Here is a 21698-nt window from a genome sequence, read left to right as displayed (position 1 = left end):
ATCGCAATATTTTTAGGAACTCTCTGTTAACTAACAGCAAAGAACAACATTGAAGAATTTCTGTGCAAATGCGAGATTATTTCCAGAAAAAGATTAATTTTGTGTGAACGAAGGTATTGGAAGTGTTGAAATTGCAAAACAATCATTCATTCACAAGGTTATTTGCTTCAAATAGTAGTTGTTAATTATACTAACTAGTGAACTGTTTGTGTAATTAATTGCACTTGAAGTAGTATTTTTAAATGTTATTTTTTTCAGTAAGAATACCGCTTTATATTTACTTTTAGTTATAGTAAATTCAAATTACAAACTTTAAATTTTTGATTTGATATATTATTTTCATTAAAAAGCTTAAGGGTCAAAAACTTTATTTTAATAAATCTAGTAAACCTTAGTATTCTATTTTTCACAAAACTAATTCTGATTTTTGCCTTGATTTTTGTAGATAAAGTAATTTCCTTTGTAAATTATTTTAGATGTTTTTATGGATAAACAATCCCGATATCAACTGAGAAAAAAAGAGATTTCAGAGTTCATTATTAAAAATAGAGAAACATATAAAAAAGATAAAAGACTTCTATTTTTAATCGCAGCTTTTTGGGGTTTGCTACTTTCTCCTTTTCTTGGGTATCAAGTCATTATGTTGTTAGCAATAATGTTTTGTTTTTATAAGGTATTAGTCAATTACCTTACCTGGTAGTTTCTAAGTTGATAAATCCTAGCTACCCCTCAGAATTCCAACGATTGGAGTTAGCGTGCAAATTTAAACTACTGGCTTTTAATTATTTCTACTCATAATATAGGTAGAACATAGTTTATATAATTGTAGTTTAACCATATGAAGGTATTTAACCATATTGCTATTTCAATAGTCATATTTGGCGTGGCGATTGGGGGGAGTTTGCCAAAATATGCTGTGGCTGCATCTTCCGAGCAGGTTTGTCGAAATGCGATCAAACAAAAGCTGAAAGAAACTGACTTTGGTTCTCGGGGAGCTAATATTGCCAAACCTATTATTATTAGAATTGCTGAGCCAGAATTAATTAAGACAATTAAAGATGTCAATCAAGGAAATATTTCCCAAGAAGATATTCCCGACCGGATCCAAACTGACATCTCAAATCATTCTTTCTTTGTAAATAATCCTTTTAATATTCCTATTAATAAAGAAAAAGTATCTGCCAAAGTTGCGGGGGAAATTAAGCCTTTATTAAAGAAGGAATGCAAGGGAGTAAGTTGAAAACAAGGAACCTTGCTATCTCTGTCCTTTACGGATCATACTTAATCCATACAAGTAAAGTTCAGCAATAGCGTAAATACGAGGAGGAGAATCGTTTGGACGCGAACGTTCTGTAAAAATTCCAGCGTCAACCATATCTTTAATACGAAGGGCTAATTCTCCATCTTTAATACCCCATATTTCAGTCAAGCGATTTTCATCGATAGGAGAACGTTCACTCTGTAATTTATTGAGATATTCAACCAGTTCAGGATATTCGTTACGTACCTCATCTACTCGTTGCTGAGAAACATAGGGAAAAGCATCAATTAAAGCTTTTGGACGTAAGACGATCTCAGAACTATATTCTGTGGAGAAATCCTTTTCACGTTTAACTGCTTCTTGTAATAGTAGGATTAAACTTCTAGGGAAGCAGTTTTTTTGTCCATCAGCGATACGAGTGCGAACCCAGTTATAGGTGTAAGCCTTTTTTGTGCGACCCATCCGCTCACCCCATAAAGTATATAAGCTGGTACGTAGTTGCTCTAAATTAATTGCATTAAGTCGAGCCACGGTTACCCCAAATTTTTGTTCTAAAAATTCACTTAAAGTGTTAGAACTCTTGAGAGCTTGACGTAGTACTACTCTCCAGAGGTCAGTTTCATCCCAGCGTAATTGAAGCGAACGCCCAGTATAGTGCCCTTTGTTAGTGAAGTTGAGCTGATTCCAAATATCTTCACGCAAAAATATTTTAGGAACTATTGATTTTAGGCTTGTCCCGCTTTCTAAACACCATGCTAATAATGCTTCGAGGGCTTTTCTTCTTCTAATATAATCTTTATTTGTCGAACCAAAGCCAGCATCTAGTTCATCGTAAAGCAGCCACACAACTTTTTTATTATCTCGTAACCAGCGATCAATTAAACGCAGTTCATCAGCTGCTTGGGAAGCTGCTTGCGGAGATTGGGCGCGTTCAACCAACCAAGATACGATCACAGAGTGTTGAGGATCGTCTTGAGCACTCAGTGTAAGTAACTCTCGATCTAAACTATTAAGCGAACGTAACTCAGGCAAACGGTGGCATAATTGCAAAAGTGCGTAATTTATCCAGAATATAGACCAGTTGTCTTCACCCACTTGTTGCTCGTAACTAGCTAGATCGCTACTTTCTAGGATCGGTCCTCCTAATCTGGGTTGACCGTGAGCGGCGATAAAATCAACGTTACTTAAATTTACTTCATAATGAGCCTGTTCTTTTGCTTTATCTGGTTGCTCTACAAATAATCTGAACAATAAGCTTTTACCTGTTCCTTTCGCACCTCGAATTAGCCAGTTTTTATTACTTAAAAATTTAGGAAAATCTTCTGTACGTTGAAATATATTCGGTATATTCTCAGCTTCTAATTCTTGTGCCGTTGCTGCATCAAAGCGTAATTCATTTAAAATATTTGTACGGTTAAAAATATTTGTATTAGTCGCTAATTCAGTCTTAACATCTGCCAAACTAGCCTCAATAGCATCAGCGATTGGCAAATAGTTGGTAAGTAAACTGTTTGGTAGATTTACCAGACTAGACAAAGTTGTAATATTAAGATTATATGGAATTTCATAATAAAGCTCTTTGATAGTTATTTCATCAGGTAAACCCCAATTATCTGCAATCCAATCTTCAACTTTTGTTATCCAAGCTTGGTATTGCTGTGATGCTACTGCAGGCATAGGTGTAAGTAGAAAGCGAATATCGGGTTTAGCCTGATATTGGTTTTGTTTTCGAATACCTTGCACAACCCAACGTAGTCCTTCAAAGCTTTGATCGGTGGGTGAAAAGCAAATGATTGCAGTATCTGCTAAATCGAAGAGCGCGATCGCACTTATATCACTGAAGCCAGGACGTGCATCAATCAAAATTACATCTGGATTTAAGGAAGTTTTTATATCTTCCATCAGCTGTTCGATTGGATTATTTGCACCCTTATAAAAATTTTCTAAAGTTTGTCGGTCAAGATCGGCTAAACGATGTATGTAATTTTCATCATATTCTCCAACGGGAACTAAAAAAAGTTCGCCACGAGTAGGTAACTTAATTTGAGAAATACAACTTTCTATTTTGGGAATATTTTGATCTGGTGTTAGATAGCGTTGATGTAAGTAATCTAAAACGCCATATTGTTCTTCATTGATTTTTTCGATATCGGGGTCAAATAAAATTGAAATTCCAGGTGCTTCTAAATCAAAATCTACCATCACAACCCGACGATTACGAGTTGCGAGAACACCTGCGACCATTCCCAAAGCTGTGGAACGACCCACACCTCCTTTAAAAGAGTAAAAAGTAACAATTTGAGGTGTTTTGGTCGGGTTATCTTCATCTAAAATTGCTGGTTGGTCAGGTTCTGGAGCCATTAAAATATCTGACCACAAAGGTAATTGTATATATTCTGGAGAATTATCAGTAACTTCTTTTGGAGTTAGTAGATCGTAGCCAGCAATTGGGTATTGACCAAGATTAGTATTTATGACTTTGAGAAGCTTATCTGTTTTTTGTTCTCGTTCTTCTAATGATTTATTCTCGAAAGAATTTGTAATTATCCGAATGTTTAACCATCCCAGTGATGTACGTTTAACCTTTATTTGTGCTTCTGGATCTTCACGCTTGAACTCACGATTTAGATGTTCTTCAATATGAAGGGGCGATGTAACTTGGTTAATCATGATGTCTCCCCTTGTTGACTCATTAGCAATCCATGTAATGTTTTCACTGCTTGTATGAAGCGTTGACTTTCTATCTCATCTCCCATTTTTTCGGAATAGCGTAATTCGTCATTACGCCACAGGGATGAAACTGTATTCCACGCATTACGATAAACATTGGTGCGATCTAAAGCAATAGCACGTTGTAATTTAGGCAAATCCCTCGATAATTTTGTCAAACTATGTAATTCTGAACCTTGTAGACCATTTTTAAATATTTGAGTATCCTTAAAGTTATTTTTAGCTTCCATGTAACAAATTAAGGACTTCAGAGAGCATTCAATCGCGTAACCACCAAGATAAATAGAACCAGCCCAACGCTTACAGCCATGCAAAGCGATCGCATCTTCAAGTCGACGACGAGAAGCACCTAGTTGACAACGTCGATCAAAAGTGTCTGCCAAATAAATCTCCTTCAAAACTATTCTAATTTTTTGGTGAGTTGCTAATTTCTAGCATAAATCTTAAAACCTTTTAAATTAGCAACTGTAGTTATTATGAACTATTAAACCCTCACCCCTTCCAACTCTTCATCGCTCAAATCATACAATTCCCGCAAATTCTGCAATTTATCATCACTGACTATTCCTTAGTGTCATTTTTATACTTGAAAATCACACTTCAAGTTAAAATAAATGCATCCAGCAAATGATTTGAAATCTGAATTGCGAAGTACTATCCCAAAGGTACTCAGATGAGACCGAAGAAAATAACGTTAATGGTGAGAATTTAGAGATTTAGTCATTATTAGGACTTACGCACTCGTTACCAATTTCCAATGGTTTGGGATTGCTTCCTATCGTCGCAATGACCGCATTTACGTTGTCCGTGCGTAAGTCTTGATTATTAAAAATCGTTCCCCCATCCTTCCTGCTAAAATTCCTGCACTTTCTCCTCAGGGTCAAAATCCAACTGGGGATTCCACTTCAGTGCTGCGCAAAATTTATCAATTTCTATCTCAATATTTGTATTTTTGGCTTCTTCACATTTCTACCCCTTCCAATTCTTCATCGCTCAAATCGTACAATTCCCGCAGTTTCTGCAACTTCTCATCACTAACTTCCCAAAAACCCCGTCCGTGGGCTTCTAGCATTCTCGCTACAATGTTACGAAACGCCTCAGGATTACTTTTACGCAATTTCTCCGCCATTTCTGCATCTAAAGCATAGGTATCTGCGGCTTGGTCGTATACCCAATCATCAGTAAAATCAGCAGTACCACCCCAACCAATTAAGGCTGTCATACGTTGGGAAATTTCGTAAGCACCACCGGAACCCTGATCCGCCATAGCTTGCGCCCATTTAGGGTTTAACAATTTGCTGCGATATTCCATTCGCAATAAATCGTCTAAGTCTCGGGGGGTAGTATCTTTAGAAAAGCTTTCCACAAAACTGGTTGTGACTTTTTTCCCGGTTTGTTTTTCTGCAGCTTTCTTTAAACCGCCAGTATTAGCGTAATATTCCTGAATATCAGTTAAACCGTATTCAACCGAATCAATTTCTTGGACAATGCGATCGGTACTTTGCAGCAACTGAGTTAAAACTTCCGGACGTGCTTGTCCTTTATCTTCTCTACCGTAACTAAAAACATTCCGACCTTGCCAAGTATTTCCTAATTCTTCCCCTGATTCCCAATTCCCATCAACTACCTGGTCGTTTACTAAAGAACCAAAATCACCCGCAGGGTTGGAAAATAATCTTGCAGATACGTTTTCTACTCCTTGCGCTTGTAATGCTAAAGCATGTTTTTTGATAAAATTCTGGTCTTCTGGTTCGTCTGCGATCGCAGCACGTTGAAACAAATCATCTAATAATTCAATAATATTCACAAAACTATCGCGGAAAATCCCCGATAAATTTCCTAAGACATCAATGCGCGGATGTCCTACCTCAGCTAAAGGTTTGAGTTCGTAACGGACAATTCTTCCGGTACCTTCTTTCACCGGTTCTGCACCAACTAATTCCAGGAGAATACCTAAAGATTCACCTTTAGTTTTAATTGCATCCAAACCCCACAACATAACTGCTACGGTTTCTGGATAACTTCCTTCTTGTTGCAAATGCTGACTAATAATTTTCTTTGCAATTTCCCGTCCCCGTTCGTAAGCGCCAGGAGAAGGCATACGATAGGGATCTAAGGCATGAATATTTCTTCCTGTCGGTAACACACCAGGACCATCCCGTAACAAATCTCCTCCCGGTGCGGGGGGAATATATTCTCCGTTCAAACCCCGTAACAAATTTGTTAATTCATCCGTACTCTGCATTAACAGATCGTGAACTAGCTTTTTGTGTTCGTGTTTGTCTGAGTCTTCCTGTATTTCTACTTCTTCTAACTCTTCTTCGCCAAAGTAAGCTTCTAAATACGACCGCATGTCTTCTTCGTTCGGTGCTTCACCCAACACATGTAACCCAGAGGAAAACAGGCGATTTTCCAAGACCTGCAAATATTCGTATAAATCTACCAAATAATCCCTAAAAGCGCGATCGCTGAACATGCGCACATTTTCTGGACTGAAGGGAATACCCAAACGCTTTGCTTCTGTAAACGGACAATCTGCATCTAAACCCGTATCCACAATCTTTTTGCAAATTGCTTCTTTGAGAGCATAATTCTTTTCTGGATCTTCCCGATACTCAGAAATTAAATCCCGCAGTACTACCAATTCTTTATACAGTCCCGCACGACCGTAAGGCGGTACATTGTGGGAAATTAATACCCCATAACCGCGACGCTTTGCCAAAATTGATTCAGAAGGATTATTTGCCGCATATATGTATAAATTTGGTAAATCTCCCAACAAAATATCCGACCAAGAATAACCAGTATTACCCAAAGGCGAACCGGGTAACCATTCTACCGTTCCATGCATTCCAAAATGAACGATCGCATCTGCGGAAAACTCGTTTTGCAACCACTTATAATAAGCTGCATATTGGGGATGGGGTGTTAAATCCCGTTCAAACATTAACCGCATTGGATCCCCTTGGATTCCCAAAGGTGGTTGTACCCCAATCCACACATTTCCTAGTTGAATTCCACCAATCTGTAGCTCATTATCAAAGGTTTTAATACTAGTACCAGTTAAAGATTTCCACTGTTTTTCGATCCGAGAAGTACCCAAATATCCCAACCATTGCTCTAAACTACGAGCGTTGACACTAGAACCTACTCGGCGATTATCGTCATTAGCATGAACTTGAGATATATTTTGAGATGCAAATTCTTCTTTGTTGACCGGATTTTCATCTGCTTCCTTAACCCAACGAATTAATTCTTCAGGATCTTGGGGTAATTCACCAACATCATAACCTTGGTCTTTTAATGAATGTAAGAATTTTAATAGACTGCGAGGAACATTTAATAATGCAGCAGTACCCGTAGCCCCATATCCAGGGGGAAAACCATAGAGAATAATCGCAATTTTTCGTTCAGATGCTGGTTTTTGTCTGAGATTTACCCAGCTTTGGACTCGACCGATTAATCTTTGCACCCGTTCGGGAACTAGATAAATATCTTCTCCCACCAAACCACCCAAAGGAACAGTATCAATCGCTCCATCTAATTCCGGTAAAGCATATAAAACCACACTTTGCAATCCACCAATTCCCTGACGCGTCCAGGAATGAATATCTTGAATTAACAACGGTGCAGCAACAATATAAGGTACATTTTTAGCAGTAAGAATATTTACAGCAATTTGGGTTTGACGTCCCGCTTCCATGGAACCTGCGGGACCACCCACCAAAGGAAAACCAATGGTAGAAACAATTCCATCGACTTTTACTGCTTCCTTAGATAAAGAAAGAGTTTCCACCTTACCTTGCTGACGTTGCTGAGTTTCATATTCAGTTGTCATCCAGTCTCTCACAGCAACATGTCCTTCTACACCATTAATGAAAATCGGTAAAGGAATTAAACCCGCAGCCTCAAAACGGCGAATTAACTGGGGAATATATGGTTGTTTGGTAATAACGTGTTTACGGTAAAGAAGGATTCCGATGACTGGGGATTGGGGATTTGCGATTGGGGATTTGCGATTTGGAATTGGCGATTTGGAATTGGTAATTTCTTGCTTTTGAATTTTGACTTTTGACTTTTGACTTGCTATCGGGGATTGGTTACTTTGGTACCACTCCAAATACTCGCGGGGAGATTCGAAGTAACCTTGATAATCAGGATGTAATAACCCCATATTCGGAGTTTCTATTGGTTGGGGAATATCACCAACTTGCAAATCTAAATATTTTTCTGCTAGTGTCCAGAACAAAGCAGCAACATTCTCAGAACCACCAGCATTCCAATAACCATAAATAATTAACCAGTTGCGCAGGTCTTGTACCTTCTGGACTGGAACATACTTTAATAATTTAGGACCAACCTTTAAAAAACTAATATAACCGGCTAATTTATCTTCTTCCCGTCCATTACCAAACTTATCAAGGATAAATTTTACTGGTTTGGGCATTCCTTTCGGCTTATCACCAATGGAAAATGCACCAATTTTCGTGCAACTCATCAGTTCCAATGCGGACTCAAACACCAAACGGATGGGAATCTTACCAATGCGATCGCGAATCCACAAAACTTGGTCGTAGTCAAATAATAAACTGGCGAAAAACACATCTGCACCATCAAGTGCTGCTTCCACCTCAGCCCGTTTAGTATTGATATCCCTGTCGCTAAATACCCGAATATCTAATTGCGGACAGCGAGATATCGCCACTTTTGCTGCTTTACGGTACAAGTCAGCATTGAAAGATTCAAACCCTGCGAGTAAGACGATGCGTTTCATTTACCACAACCGAAAATAGTCTCTTCTTCATAAATCTTAAGCTAGCTCATAGTTTTAGTGTTACTTATCTCCCCTGAGTTTAGGAAGGGGAGAAAATCTAACTTAAAAAAAGCGATCGCCAGCCCTTTTAGGAACTTAATCTGTTCCTGATAAATCCCGCAGCGCTATAACATCCCAAATCGCGAGAAAGTCTCTATATTAGTAGGTAGTTAAGCTTTTCTCGCAAATGAATTTATCAGAAAACTTAAATTTAAATTTACCTGTTAAAATACCCGAGCAGGTTGAGAAGGCAAAACAAATTGTGCATCAAGGATTCAACTCTTGGAGTGAGAATGCACAACAAATTGGTGAATCTTGGCAAACTACAGCAGATCGAGTGACGGATAAGTTTGTTAATAAATTTACTGCTACTACTGAGCAGGCTAAGGATTCTTTAGGAAATACATTTCAAATAGCAATAGACTCTTCCTTAGGTAATTTTTTAGAGCAACATCCCGCACTTTTCAAACTGACACAAATTCTTTCCTGGGGTGCTAACCATCCAATTATTAGTATAATTTTCATTATATTTGCAATAGCTCTAATTTTTAGCTTAATTAAGGCTACTGTTAGATTAATCGAATCGGCAAGCTTATCTATTATCCGACTACCTTTACAATTACTTCAGGCAGGTTTAAAGTTAAGCTTTTTATATTTGAATAAACTTATCAAACTATTATTTATAAAATTTAAATACAAGCACCCAACTGATTCACCTACCAAGCAAAATATTAATAAATTGAATAATTCGACAATATCACCAGTCGTGGGGGAAAAAGTCGTTTCTCTAGAAAAACAACAAAGATTGAAAGAAATTTCTGGCAGGTTAGCAGATATTCAAAAAGAACAGCATCAATTGTTGCACGAGGCTGCATCAATTTTAAATTCCGAACCAGTTTCAGATTCTGACTTAGATTCAGGTTCAAATATAGATTTAAATTCTAGTTCAAATTCAAATTCCATTCAGATTTAAATTTAGACTTCAAGTCAGATTTGGACTCAGATAAAATTAGACAAAATTAAGATTAATCTCATTACCAGTGTCAGATGAAATATTGTTTTGTGAATGGGTCAAAATATTCGACTTACGGTAATTTTTCTTTGTTCGCTAATATTGAGTGTTTCTTTGATATTATCAACAGTAAATTATAAATTTATATTTCGAATGTTTATATGTCAGAATCAAAGCGATCCAAACAAATATTCCGACAATGGATAATTACAAATTTAATTGGATTCTGTGCCAGTATACCCTTTGGTTTTGGCATGAACTGGTTATTAAATAGAACTTTTATCCAGCTTCAATCAAATAAAATTTTATATATAATTCTAATTTATGGTTTTGTTGGCATAATTATTGGTATCGCCCAGTGGGTAATTTTAAAACAATATTTACCTAAAATCAGCACTATGTGGATTTTAAGTAATGCTTTAGCTTTACCTTTGGGAGTTTACACTTTTTTAGTAGTTGGTAAAAATACTAGTAATATCTTATTTCCGTACTTTGGTGATGTAATCGCCGTGGGTATTTTAGCCGCGATTGCAAGTGGGTTAGGTGGAGCGATAGCTGGATTAACTCAGTGGTTTTTGCTAAAAAAGTGGATAGTTCACCGACATTTTGCCATCATTTGGATTTTATCTTCTCTCATAAGTTGCGTGCTTGCAGCCTTTATAGGTATCACAATATCAGTGCTTCTTCATTTTTCCTACTTTCCTTGGAACTGGATAGAATTAGCGATTGCGTCTGCTATTTTATACAGCGTTATAACAGGACGAGTGTTATATTGGTTTTTACTCCATCGTGAAAATCCCGCTTGATAACTAAGTAAGAAAAGATTAATAAAAACTAAATAATAAAATACAACCGTAGAAAGTCTTCTTTGAGGGCTTAATTTTTATGCCTACTCCTAATGACATCGAAATAATTTAGTATTTTTCCGAAAATATAAAACTCTAAATTGTGGTTATCTAGTAGAAGCTAATTGTAAATTTGAGACTTACACAAGATCTAATTTTTAATTAGGGCTTGAAAGGCTCAAAATTTTTGTCACACCTATGCGGAATTTACACTACTTTAAACTTTATCAGGGCATATTTACCCCCCCTTACTCCAGGTTAATTGGGTTAGTATGACTTTAGATATGCGTCATAAAGGTTGATTATGTCCATTTAACTTTTGTAAACCTAATAATATAAAAACCTTTCGACTTCCATGGAGATTGAGAAAGTAATACTGCACACATCAAGAATGACACAGCAAAGAGATTGCATCGTAAGCTTTTGATGTTGATAGCCAGAAAAAGCAATATAGGTTAAAACAAATACTGAGGAATAACAAATGAACCTTCAAATATTAATATTTGTAGCGATCGCAATCATTATTGGTATGTGCTGTGGTGCAGTAATTGTTTTTTTAATTGTTGTCCAACGCCGTCGCCAGAAAGTCGATAGTTTAGTGTCTACTAAAAGTTTGATTGGTCTTTTTGCTACAGTAGAGATTCCTTTTGATAGAACATGTAGAGGTAAAGTACGGATAAAAATCAAAGGATCCATGCTTGATTTCACTGCTGGTACAGATGACCCTGTAGGTTTTAAAGCTGGAGATAGAGTCTTAATTGTCGAAACAAACGAAAATCAAGTCTGGGTTGTAGGTGAAAATTCCTTGAGTCGTTAGGGATTGGGGACTGGGGACTGGCGACTAGGGATAGCACTGCGTGAGCGGCATAGAGCCTACGGCGTCGGCAGATCCGCAGGTGACAGCTCCGGATCCGTAGGTAGCGCAGCTATAGGTAGCGCAGCTATAGTCATAGCCTCTGGCGATTGGGATATTATCAATCACTAATTACTTTTTACTCCTTACTCCTTACTCTTTACTTCTTACTCATTACTTATAAAAAATCCATGTCAATGAAATATTTTTTACAACAAAACCCTCAAACAGTAACTGTTGCACAAGTTGAACCCAGAAATCCTTTGCATATCCAAAGAAGCCAGATTGATGGAGCACTTATCACCAGCTTACCGATTGCTTTGGGTATATTTGGTGTCGTTTTATTTGTGTGGTTTATCAAATCTTGTTTGTGTATTTGCAAGCCCAATGAAGTGCTGGTTATTTCTGGTCGGAAGTGGAAAACCAGAGACGGACAGGAATTAGGATATCGAGTTTTAGCTGGCGGTCGGGCGATTCGTATTCCCATCGTGGAAACAGTTAAACGCATGGACGTAACTACTATGCCCGTTCCCGTGGAGGTGAAGAATGCCTATTCCAAAGGTGGGACGCCATTAAATATTCAAGCTATTGCTAACGTTAAATTATCGAGCGACCCAACAATTGTTGGTAATGCGATTGAAAGATTTTTAGAGAGCGATCGCAAAAAAATTCTCCGAGTAGCAAGGGAAACCCTAGAGGGTAACCTACGGGGGGTTGTTGCGGCTCTAACTCCAGAACAAGTGAATGAAGACCGTTTACAATTTGTCGAACGTATTACTTCAGATGTTAGTCGCGATTTGATGAAATTGGGTTTACAAATTGATACTTTGAAAATCCAGAGTGTTTCTGATAACGTAGGTTATCTCAGTTCTATCAGTCGTAGCCGCATTGCAGCAATTGTTAGAGATGCAGAGATTGCTGAATCGGACGCTATTCGCGAAGCGGAACAAGTAGAAGCCCAATGTCAACAAGAAGCAGAAGTTGCTAAAACTCAAAATCAGATTATAGTTCAGGAAAAAGAAAATGAACTACGGGAATTTAAAGCCAAATTAGAACAAAAAGCACGTTCGGAAGAAGAAGTTAGCATTGCCACAGCTAAGGAAAAACGCGCATTATTCGAGCAAAAATTACAACAATTACGTGCAGAGTTAGAACGTTTGCGCTTGGAAGCTGATGAAGTACTTCCAGCAAAAGCACAACAACAAGCACAAGAACTACAAGCCCGTGGTGAGGCGGCTGTAATTGCTGAAAATGCGAAAGCTGCTGCTCTAGTTAATGAAATGCTTTCTCTGGTATGGCAAGAAACTGGTACTGATGCATCACAGTTATTTTTAATTCAAAAAATTGAACAAATCCTTTCTGAAGCAGTGGAAATTCCCGGAAGACTCCAACTGGATAAAATTAATGTTGTAGATAACGGCGATGGTAAATCCTTAGCAAGTCTAGTCAAAGTTTACCCAGCAATATTAAATCAGTATCTAGAGAGCATTCATCAGACTATTGGCATTGATGTCATTGGAACTCTAACTAGCAATAAAGCTGTTGAAAGTTAGTTATTCCCATTTAATTCTCAATTCCAATTTAATTCTCAATTCCAATTTAATTCTCAAAAGTCAATCATTAACTACAAATAATAGATAAAAATGATAGAAATAATCAGTTTACTCCTAGGTATTTTCGGCGCAGGTTCGGCAGCAACTTACTGGATAATTCGTTACTTTTATCATATCTGTCAGCCGAATGAAGTATTAATTTTTGCTGGTGGTAAACATAGAACTTCTACTGGTGGTCAGGTCGGATATCGCCTAGTTAAAGGTGGTAGTAGTATTCAAACCCCATTGTTGGAGCGGACTTTCCGCATGGATTTGAGCAACATGATTATTGACCTTAAGGTAGCAAATGCTTACTCAAAAGGCGGTATTCCCCTCACAGTTGAAGGGGTTGCAAACATCAAAATTGCTGGAGAAGAACCAGTTCTTCACAATGCAATTGAACGCCTGTTAGGTAAAAGTCGCAAACAAATAGAACAACTTGCAAAGGAAACCTTAGAAGGTAATCTCCGGGGTGTTCTCGCAAGTTTGACACCAGAACAGGTAAACGAAGATAAGATTGCTTTTGCTAAAAGTTTATTAGAAGAAGCTGAAGACGATTTAGAAAAACTGGGTTTAGCTTTGGATAGTTTGCAAATCCAAAATATTTCTGATGATGTCCATTACCTCGACTCTCTGGGACGCAAACAACAAGCTGAATTGCTACGTAATGCACGGATCGGAGAAGCAAAAGCCAAAGCAAAATCCGAAATTCGCAGTTCAGAAAACGAAAAGTTAGTAGCTCTACGAAAAATAGAAAAAGAATTGGAAGTTACAAAAGCTGATGCAGAAAGACGGGTAAGAAATGCACTTTCCAAACGAGTAGCATTAGTAGCGGAAGCGGAAGCTACTGTAGGAACGCAAATTGCGAAGACACAAGCAGAAGTTGCGGTACAAACCGAGCGCATTAAACAGGTAGAACAGCAGTTAATTGCAGATGTGCTCGCACCTGCTGAAGCCGAATGCGAACGAGCGATCGCTAAAGCAAAGGGTGATGCAGCTAGCATTGTTGAAGATGGGAAAGCACAGGCTGATGGTATTAAGAGCTTAGCTGAGTCTTGGGTAGCTGCTGGCGATAGCGCCAAAGAAATTTTCTTACTGCAAAAATTAGATGTGTTGCTCAAAGCGATGTCATCGAGTATTCCTGAAGTTGCAGTGGAAAATGTCACCATGATTGATGGTAATGGTGGTAGTAATGCAACTAAGATGGCGGCTTTTATCGAGCAGTTGAGACAAACTACCGGTTTAGATGTTGCAGAAATTATTAGTCAATTAAGCGAAGGGAAAAAACTCAAAAGTGCAGAAGTGAAAATAGAGCAGCAACGTCACCATGGCTCTTAGTTTTTGCGATTAATGAATCAGAGAAGCTTTATAGAGACGTAAATTTATTAACTTGCAATTAGCCGTGAACAAATACGTCTCTATTAATTTTGGGTTCGAACAAAATCTTATACCAATTTGGAAAAATAATGAGACAGATATAGCGGTTTTCGGTTGAGTGCATGACACCTTGTAGAGACGTTGCAGAGCCTGTGGCGTCTTTACCGGAGAATCTGTTGCAATGATTTATCGAACTGGTATTAAATGTTGGCTGGTAATTCACGTAGATGGTTTTAATAAATGAATAAATACATCTTAATGATTGTGCTATTTAGTACATTATCTTTAGTGGCTTGTTCGTCAGAACCCAAAAAATTAGCAGATGACTTGTCAGTTCCACCCATTACATCTCCTGTAACAGATATTCAAGAAGGTTCGTCCACAGTTGGTATCGCTCAAGCTACAAAAGAACGGGAAAATTACAATATAATTAAACTCAATAAACTTCCTAAAGCCTTATCTTTAAAAGAAAGTGACCCCAAAGCAATTGCAACTGCAGCTTTTCCTCCACCAGATGAAAAACCTCAAGAAGGAAATTTTCAGCGAGATGTAATTGTGAATAAAGTTGCACCAAATTTTGTAACCGTACTTGTGACTGAGACTGGTCTTCTAGATGATTCTGTGCATGGAATCCGCACTCGTGTCGACTTTGAAGCATCCGGAAGTGACGGTAAATCGTGGAAAATGGTTTGGATTGGTTCTCAATATAAGTGTCATCAAGGTAGAGGACAGCAGGATTGGTCTAAGAAATTGTGCATCTAAAGACTCAAATATCATTTAAGTGGTGCAAGTTCTGAGAAATCAAAATGTACGATTGTTGGTTTTGACCGCTCTAAAACTCATTATTACCAAGGTATTTAGCTTTCAATTCATCTAGCTCTGTATCAATTTTATCTTTACTGCGAGATGAAGATTTAGATTGTGAATTAGGTTTTGAACTGGATTTTGAACTGGATTTTGGATTGGGTTTTGGATTAGATTGATTGGAAGAATTATTTTTTGGTTTACCACCCAGAAATATAGTTTTCATTTCTTCTAATTCCCGATCTATTTGACTCTGAGATTTTTGATTAGAAGGTATTTGAACTGCAGGTGGGGGTACAGGTGGAGATGGATTAACAGATTTTTTCTTTCTTACAGATTTCGAAACTGCTTTAGATATTGGTTTAGATATTGGTTTGGATATTAAATTTAAATCCCCTTGAACTTCTTCTACAGTTTGATATCGATGAGCAGGAATATGAGCAAGCATTTTATCCAAAATCTGGACTAGCTTTTTACTAACAGGGTTTTTGATGTATTTTTGCCAAACCCAAACTCCATGATTCACATCGTATATATCAAAAGGAGAATGTCCTGTTAATAAATGAATGCAAGTTACACCCAAACTATAAATATCGCTTGCAAAAATAGCTTTCCCCCGCATTTGTTCCGGAGCGACATATTCAGGACTACCAATACTTGTTCCAGTACGATTCAGAGCCGTATAAGTTGCAACTTTTGCAGCACCAAAATCTACCAGAAATAAATTTCCCCCTTCCTCGAATGATTCAGGAGAACTTACAGAATCGATTTTATGAATAATATTTTCAGGTTTAATATCGCGGTGAATTACTTGTCTGAGGTGACAATATTCTAGTACCGGTAATAAATCCTGTAGGAGTTCTAGTATTTGTTGCTCTTGAAAAGCCCCATTTTGTGCTAATTCTTGGGTTAAATTTTGTCCATTGATAAATTCTTGAACCAAGTACTGGCGATCGCCTTGGGTAAAATATGCTAATAACTCGGGAATTTGTGGATGTTTTCCCAATTCATCAAGTCGCATCGCCTCTTGGGTAAATAATTCTGCAGCTTTTTGTAAAGTACTCGTTCCTTGGGCTTGAGGATATAACTGCTTAATTACACAATAGGGTTTTGAAGGTTTATCTTCATCTCTAGCTAAAAAAGTTCTGCCAAAACCACCTTGTCCTATAGGTTGAATTGCGCGATAACGTTCTTTGAGCAGCAATTTGGAACCACAATGCAAACAAAACTTCTCATTGGAAGTGTTTTGCGGTTGGGGACAATTTGGGTTGAGACAGTAGCTCATGTGAAGACAATAATATACCTGCTTCTATTTTGCCTTGCTCTTGAACAATTATTATTTAATCTTGTATGAATCTTTTGACACTCCCCTGACTATCTAAACCGTGCTGATGCTTGGTTTATCCAATAAGTCAGGGGATTCTTGGTTCACGGACTCGCCGTTAGAATGCAGGTTTACACCAACATCCCAAGAGGGCAAATCTCCCCAAGCGTAGGTTCCTGTGTGCCCCACAGTACTTAGTCCTCGCTTCAATATATTGATTCCAGCATTCACGTCTCTATCTTCCACAAATCCACAATGAGGACAAACATGAGTTCTTGTAGACAAAGATTTTTTTACTTTTTCACCACAGTTAGAGCAATCTTGACTCGTGTTGTGCGGAGGTACAGCAATAGTCACCTTTCCATATTTCAGACCAAAATATTCAACCCAATCACGGAAAGTTGACCAGCCAGCATCACTAATTGATTTAGCTAGATGTCGGTTACGAACCATACCCTTGACATTCAAGTCTTCATAGGCGACCAAATCGTTAGATTGGATTACGTAGTATGCCAGTCTCTTGCAATACTCTTTACGTTGCCTACTTACTCTTAAATGCTTTCGGGCATACCTATTTCTAGCTTTATGGTAGTTGTTAGATTGTGGTTTCTTAGCTTGTTTCCTAGTCTTGCTGTACTTCTTGGATTTCTTACGGTTTGCACGATTTAACTGTTTCTCAGATTTGCGGTAAAAATTAGGACTAGCTTCTACATTACCATTACTGTCGGCAATGAAATATTTCAGTCCTAAATCTATCCCAATCATCTTTTTGTTTGGTTCTGTCTCAATCTTGACATCTACATCAATTGCAAATTGCGCGTAATATCCATCAGCGCGGCGCACTAAACGAACTCGTTTAATTTGCTTTATATTGTAGAAATGCAAGTCATGAGTTCCAACAAGTTTAAAGGTCCCAATACCTTTGTTGTCAGTGATAGTTAAATACTTCCTATTGTCAGAAAGCTTCCAACCACTGGTTTTATACTCAACCGAGCGTGAATGTTTCTTAAACTTAGGAAATCCTTTCTTACCCTTAATCTTCTTCTTACAATTATCGTAAAACCGGCTAATTGCACTCCAAGCACGCTCAGCAGCAGATTGACGAGCCATTGAGTTGAGTTCGTCCGCGAAAGGAAATTTAGCAGCCAACACCACACAATATTTATTCAATGCATATTTATTGACTTTTTTATCCTTATTGTCTATCCAGTACCGTAAACATTTGTTACGCACAAATTGACTGGTACGAATAGCATTGTCAACACGGCAAAACTGCTTTTCTTTTCCTTTTAGTTTGAACTCAAATATCCTCATCGACCCCACACTACAACTACTCTATTTATGCTAATCCATTTAGCTAAATTGACAAATCACAATTAAGGCAGAATAAATTCTGCTATTAGTATTCATCCCCGGACTAAAGTGCCGGGGTTTTTTCCATAATCCTCATAAACTATCAAACCTACTCCACGTTCTTGATTCTCAAGCTATAAATTAGGTGTGGAATTATCATAATTTTGAGGGTAAATCTGTATGGCTAACCAAGTAGATCTTGAAAACATGGGTGCTGAATCAGCTATAAATGATGACAGTATTAATGAAGTATTTTTCAATACTAGTAGCATAAATCATGTAGAAGTAATTGAAAATGTTATTTCTACTCTAGATGAAGACAACAGCGCGATGGTCAGTCATCCACAAGAAGGTGCTTACTTGTGGAAATTTAAGTATGGCACAGTTGAAGTGTTTGTCCAACTGACAGGATCCAGCGATGAAGATACAATAACAGTTTGGTCTTCAGTACTCAAGTTACCTGCAAAAGATGAACCAAAAATGATGCGACAGTTATTGGAAATGAACTGTACTAGCACTTTTGAAGCGCGTTTTGGGATTATTGAAAACCAAGTTGTGGTAATCTCCACCCGGACTCTAGCTGAATTATCTCCTGGAGAAGTTTCTCGTCTTATTACTATTGTCGCAACCATTGCTGATGATAGCGATGAACCACTAGAAGCTGAATTTGGTATGGCTTAAGCTTGGTATCATCTAAATTTTGTTATAATCTCCCGTCATTTATGCGGGGGTTAACTAATAATATTTATTTGACCCAAGATTTAGTTTCCTCAACTTCTCCTCACATCCCTCAAACCTTGAATCCAAACTTGAAACCCAACTTCCAAATCTAAACCTTGAACAATAACCAAACTTGGCGACTAATTCCTTTATTAGAAGCTTCTGGAGAAGTCCAGATGGCTATAGATCGCTGGTTGTTAGAACAACATTTATTGGGGAACCATCCACCAACTCTGAGGTTTTATATTTGGTCATCACCAACTATTTCCTTAGGTTACCATCAAAAAAAATATCCCCTGCATTGGGAAAATCTGACTTGGAAAGGTCAAAAATTAGATTTGGTACGACGTCCTACCGGTGGAAGAGCAGTTTTACATCAAGGCGATCTAACTTACGCTGTTGTCACATCCGATGTTCCAGGTAGTCGCATTGAAGCATACAAAAAAATCTGCACATTTTTGATTCAAGGTTGGCAAAAATTAGGTTTAGATCTGCATTATGGTACTGCTGGACGGGGTTACATCCATAATCCCAACTGTTTTGGAACAGCAACAAGTGCAGATTTAATTTTACCCGATCGCACAAAATTCATTGGTAGCGCTCAGTTACGAAAAGGTAATGTGATTCTGCAACATGGTTCTATACGTTTAAAACCAGATCCAGAATTATTTGCTCAAGTTTTTGATGCAGAGCCATTTACTTTAGTGAAGCTTCCAGATATTTTAGAAAGTTATGGTTTAGAAACAGCAAATAACCGTCTAGAAGAACTGAGTTCTGAAAAATTTAACTCTCAAGAATTTAGCTCTCAAGAATTTAACTTCAAAAAAGTTAACCTTGAAAAGATAGTTAATACTTTAGTTGATTCGGCTATTGACTGTTTTGGAATAAAATTTGAAATAAATCCACTTTCTGAGTTGGAGTGGCAAAATATTGCTAAATTTGGTAATTGGTAATTGTTAATTGGTAATTGGTAATTGGTAATTGTTAATTGGTAATTGGTAATTGGTAATTGTTAATTGGTAATTGGTAATTGGNTAATTGGTAATTGGTAATTGGTAATTGGTAATTGGTAATTGGTAATTGGTAATTGGTAATTGGTAATTGGTAATTAATCTCTTCGTTAACTCATTTAATAATATTGGATTAATTACAATTAATTTACTCTCAAGAGAGAAGGATAATGGAAACTAGATTTTGAGGTTTTTATTACCATATATAAATGATAAATAATTAACCTATTATCTGTAACCGATTATCCATTCTCAAAGATATTAAACATTAAAAAATGTGATATCTACTTATCTACCAATATAAAGATGAACTGGCGAACTGCTGGAAATATTATTCAATCTTTGTCGATAAACCAATTTAGATTTAGTTGCTTGGACCCGATCGCGCTCTCGAATCTCTTCAACCATTTGTGCGATCGCTTTGAGAGACTGATTTTCCAGAGCAATTAACTTTGAATCGTTGTCAAAGTCAACCATTTTTAGTGTTTCTACAGGTCTGATATACCCGAGAATTTCTGGTCCATGATTATATACAGCCTCATGAGCACTTGGATCTGTGTAAGTTCTAGTATCCTTTCTACTATCGCTCCAACACTGATACAAAGGAATCATATTGGAATCTGTTTTGTCTTTATATATGTATCCTTGGAGGCGAGGTTCTTGGTTATAAATAGCTTCACAGCTACTTGGTTTTGTAGAAAGCCTACTATCTTTTCTTTCGTTACTCCAACATTCATAGAGAGGAATCATACCCTCTTCTGGTTGTGACCAAATCATTCCTAGCAACCAAGGTCCATAGGTATAGGTAGATTCAAAATTTTTACCTACCTGAGTTTTGGTGTCTTTTCTTTCTTCGCTCCAACCCAAGTACAGAAGACGCATTTCGTTTTCCATTTTTATTCTCCAAATATTCAGTTGATTTTATAAGTTTAAAGCCAAAAAATACCCAACTTGGATTACTAATAACACCAAGTTATTCTGCACTCAAAATATTCAGTTTTTAACTAAAACGTGAGAGTTTTATATTTTGTTTTACAGGCGCTTAACTATTAAGTCTCAAACGTTGGCAAATACAATTAACACCTTTATGGATAATGCAATGCACAAAAGAATAAAGGTTGCAATCACCTTCATTTGCCTAGTATTAGCACATGTTTATAGATCAAAACTGATGATGGTAATTCGATTGTCGAATCACTTTTCTTGCAGATTTAAGTATTCTTTACTTATATAATAGCTACAGTATTTTTACCATCGGTATTATTACTAATTTTCCTTTAAGTAAAAATACTATCTCAAAAAATTATATTATCGTGGACTAGAAATATTTACTGAACAAAGCTCCACAAAGGTTTCAGCTTATTTTGCTAGTTCGGTTTTCTTTATACATGTAATATGCTTTTCACCAAATATTATGCTTTACTCTCTGTAATTCGAAAAAAGCAAAAGTTAAATTATATACTTAATAGCAAACTAATTTTTATTTTGCTGCTTTCAAGATTAAATAGATTAAACTTATATTCTGTCCGTACTCGCTATTACAAAAGTTTATTACAAGTTCAACTTTTCTCTTTAGGTGTGAAACAAGTCAATAAATCAACAAAATATGTGCGATCGCAAAAAATGTATTCTTCTGCTTTTTTCTGCTTTTTTTCTGCTTTTTTTCTGCTTTTTTTCTACTGTTAATACGAGTACCCATACTTATGAGATGCAGCTGATACACATGTAGAATACATACATAAAATAAAAATATTCATCACACAAGTACACCTCGTGTAAAAATCCTTCTAGATTCATATATAAAGATAGAATGTTTTGTTGTTGGATTATTAGATGAAATGATTTATTTTTTAGCTCGAAAAACTGTTTTGCTCCATAAAATTAGATTTAAAGAAATTAAATATCTTAAAAATTAATATTTTGAGAATTAATAGTATCCGCTCAGTAAGTCGGGGTAAGAAGAAAAAAGAAGAAGGAACAAAAGTAGAGCATGTGTCGTAGAAT

The 21698-nt window shown here is 37.0% G+C and carries 15 protein-coding genes; 9 read left to right on the top strand and 6 right to left on the bottom strand.

Annotated features, from left to right (window positions below):
- The first annotated feature begins 838 nt into the window (after positions 1–838).
- Positions 839–1240: a hypothetical protein gene (locus BC008_RS02950; RefSeq protein WP_027842492.1), complete on the top strand. Its 402-nt coding sequence runs from the start codon at positions 839–841 to the stop codon at positions 1238–1240.
- A gap of 15 nt (positions 1241–1255) precedes the next feature.
- Here BC008_RS02950 and BC008_RS02945 read toward each other — a convergent pair whose 3' ends face one another.
- The 3 genes from BC008_RS02945 to bchH form a co-directional block, all read right to left on the bottom strand.
- The gene (locus BC008_RS02945) at positions 1256–3931 is read right to left on the bottom strand and encodes a tyrosine-protein kinase family protein (protein WP_027842493.1); all 2676 of its coding nucleotides are present in this window, start codon (positions 3929–3931) and stop codon (positions 1256–1258) included.
- A complete protein-coding gene (locus tag BC008_RS02940) occupies positions 3928–4374 on the bottom strand; it encodes a hypothetical protein (RefSeq protein WP_027842494.1) in 447 nt (148 codons plus the stop codon). The genes BC008_RS02945 and BC008_RS02940 overlap by 4 nt, the downstream gene beginning before the upstream one ends.
- 578 nt (positions 4375–4952) lie before the next feature.
- Complete coding sequence (bchH, locus tag BC008_RS02935) at positions 4953–8765, bottom strand: magnesium chelatase subunit H (protein ID WP_027842495.1); 3813 nt, start codon at positions 8763–8765, stop codon at positions 4953–4955.
- Positions 8766–8991: 226 nt separating this feature from the next.
- Here bchH and BC008_RS02930 point away from each other — a divergent pair, with 226 nt between their 5' ends.
- The 6 genes from BC008_RS02930 to BC008_RS02905 all read left to right on the top strand — a co-directional run bounded on the left by BC008_RS02930 (position 8992) and on the right by BC008_RS02905 (position 15245).
- Positions 8992–9777 carry a hypothetical protein gene (locus tag BC008_RS02930; RefSeq protein ID WP_058183086.1) on the top strand — a complete coding sequence of 262 codons (786 nt, stop codon included), beginning with the start codon at positions 8992–8994 and terminating at the stop codon, positions 9775–9777.
- 293 nt (positions 9778–10070) lie between these two features.
- The gene (locus BC008_RS02925; RefSeq protein ID WP_153009511.1) at positions 10071–10622 is read left to right on the top strand and encodes a hypothetical protein; all 552 of its coding nucleotides are present in this window, start codon (positions 10071–10073) and stop codon (positions 10620–10622) included.
- Between the two features lie 520 nt (positions 10623–11142).
- A complete protein-coding gene (locus BC008_RS02920) occupies positions 11143–11478 on the top strand; it encodes an SH3 domain-containing protein (RefSeq protein WP_027842497.1) in 336 nt (111 codons plus the stop codon).
- A 227-nt stretch (positions 11479–11705) separates the two neighbouring features.
- Complete coding sequence (locus BC008_RS02915; RefSeq protein WP_235595782.1) at positions 11706–13067, top strand: flotillin family protein; 1362 nt, start codon at positions 11706–11708, stop codon at positions 13065–13067.
- Between the two features lie 90 nt (positions 13068–13157).
- A complete protein-coding gene (locus BC008_RS02910) occupies positions 13158–14444 on the top strand; it encodes a flotillin family protein (RefSeq protein ID WP_027842499.1) in 1287 nt (428 codons plus the stop codon).
- A gap of 279 nt (positions 14445–14723) precedes the next feature.
- Positions 14724–15245, top strand: coding sequence for a hypothetical protein (locus BC008_RS02905; protein WP_036268531.1), 522 nt, complete (start codon positions 14724–14726; stop codon positions 15243–15245).
- A gap of 70 nt (positions 15246–15315) precedes the next feature.
- On the opposite strand, the gene BC008_RS02900 is transcribed toward BC008_RS02905, so the two are convergent.
- Positions 15316–16572 carry a serine/threonine-protein kinase gene (locus tag BC008_RS02900; RefSeq protein ID WP_027846508.1) on the bottom strand — a complete coding sequence of 419 codons (1257 nt, stop codon included), beginning with the start codon at positions 16570–16572 and terminating at the stop codon, positions 15316–15318.
- 93 nt (positions 16573–16665) lie between these two features.
- Positions 16666–17925: an RNA-guided endonuclease InsQ/TnpB family protein gene (locus BC008_RS02895; protein ID WP_027846509.1), complete on the bottom strand. Its 1260-nt coding sequence runs from the start codon at positions 17923–17925 to the stop codon at positions 16666–16668.
- 246 nt (positions 17926–18171) lie between these two features.
- Between BC008_RS02895 and BC008_RS02890 the strand changes: the two genes are divergently transcribed.
- Together BC008_RS02890 and BC008_RS02885 are read left to right on the top strand one after the other, a co-directional pair.
- Positions 18172–18645, top strand: coding sequence for a YbjN domain-containing protein (locus BC008_RS02890; RefSeq protein ID WP_027846510.1), 474 nt, complete (start codon positions 18172–18174; stop codon positions 18643–18645).
- A 215-nt stretch (positions 18646–18860) separates the two neighbouring features.
- Positions 18861–19637, top strand: a complete 777-nt coding sequence (locus BC008_RS02885; RefSeq protein ID WP_082650469.1) for a lipoate--protein ligase family protein — start codon at positions 18861–18863, stop codon at positions 19635–19637.
- Positions 19638–19982: 345 nt separating this feature from the next.
- Here the strand turns inward: BC008_RS02885 and BC008_RS02880 are convergent, their stop codons facing one another.
- Complete coding sequence (locus tag BC008_RS02880; RefSeq protein WP_027847027.1) at positions 19983–20588, bottom strand: hypothetical protein; 606 nt, start codon at positions 20586–20588, stop codon at positions 19983–19985.
- Positions 20589–21698: the final 1110 nt, after the last annotated feature.

The sequence above is a fragment of the Mastigocoleus testarum BC008 genome (genome assembly GCF_001456025.1).
GTDB lineage: Bacteria > Cyanobacteriota > Cyanobacteriia > Cyanobacteriales > Nostocaceae > Mastigocoleus > Mastigocoleus testarum.
The sequence above is the reverse complement of the archived record's forward strand: the minus strand, read 5'-3'. Positions and strand labels throughout refer to the sequence as shown.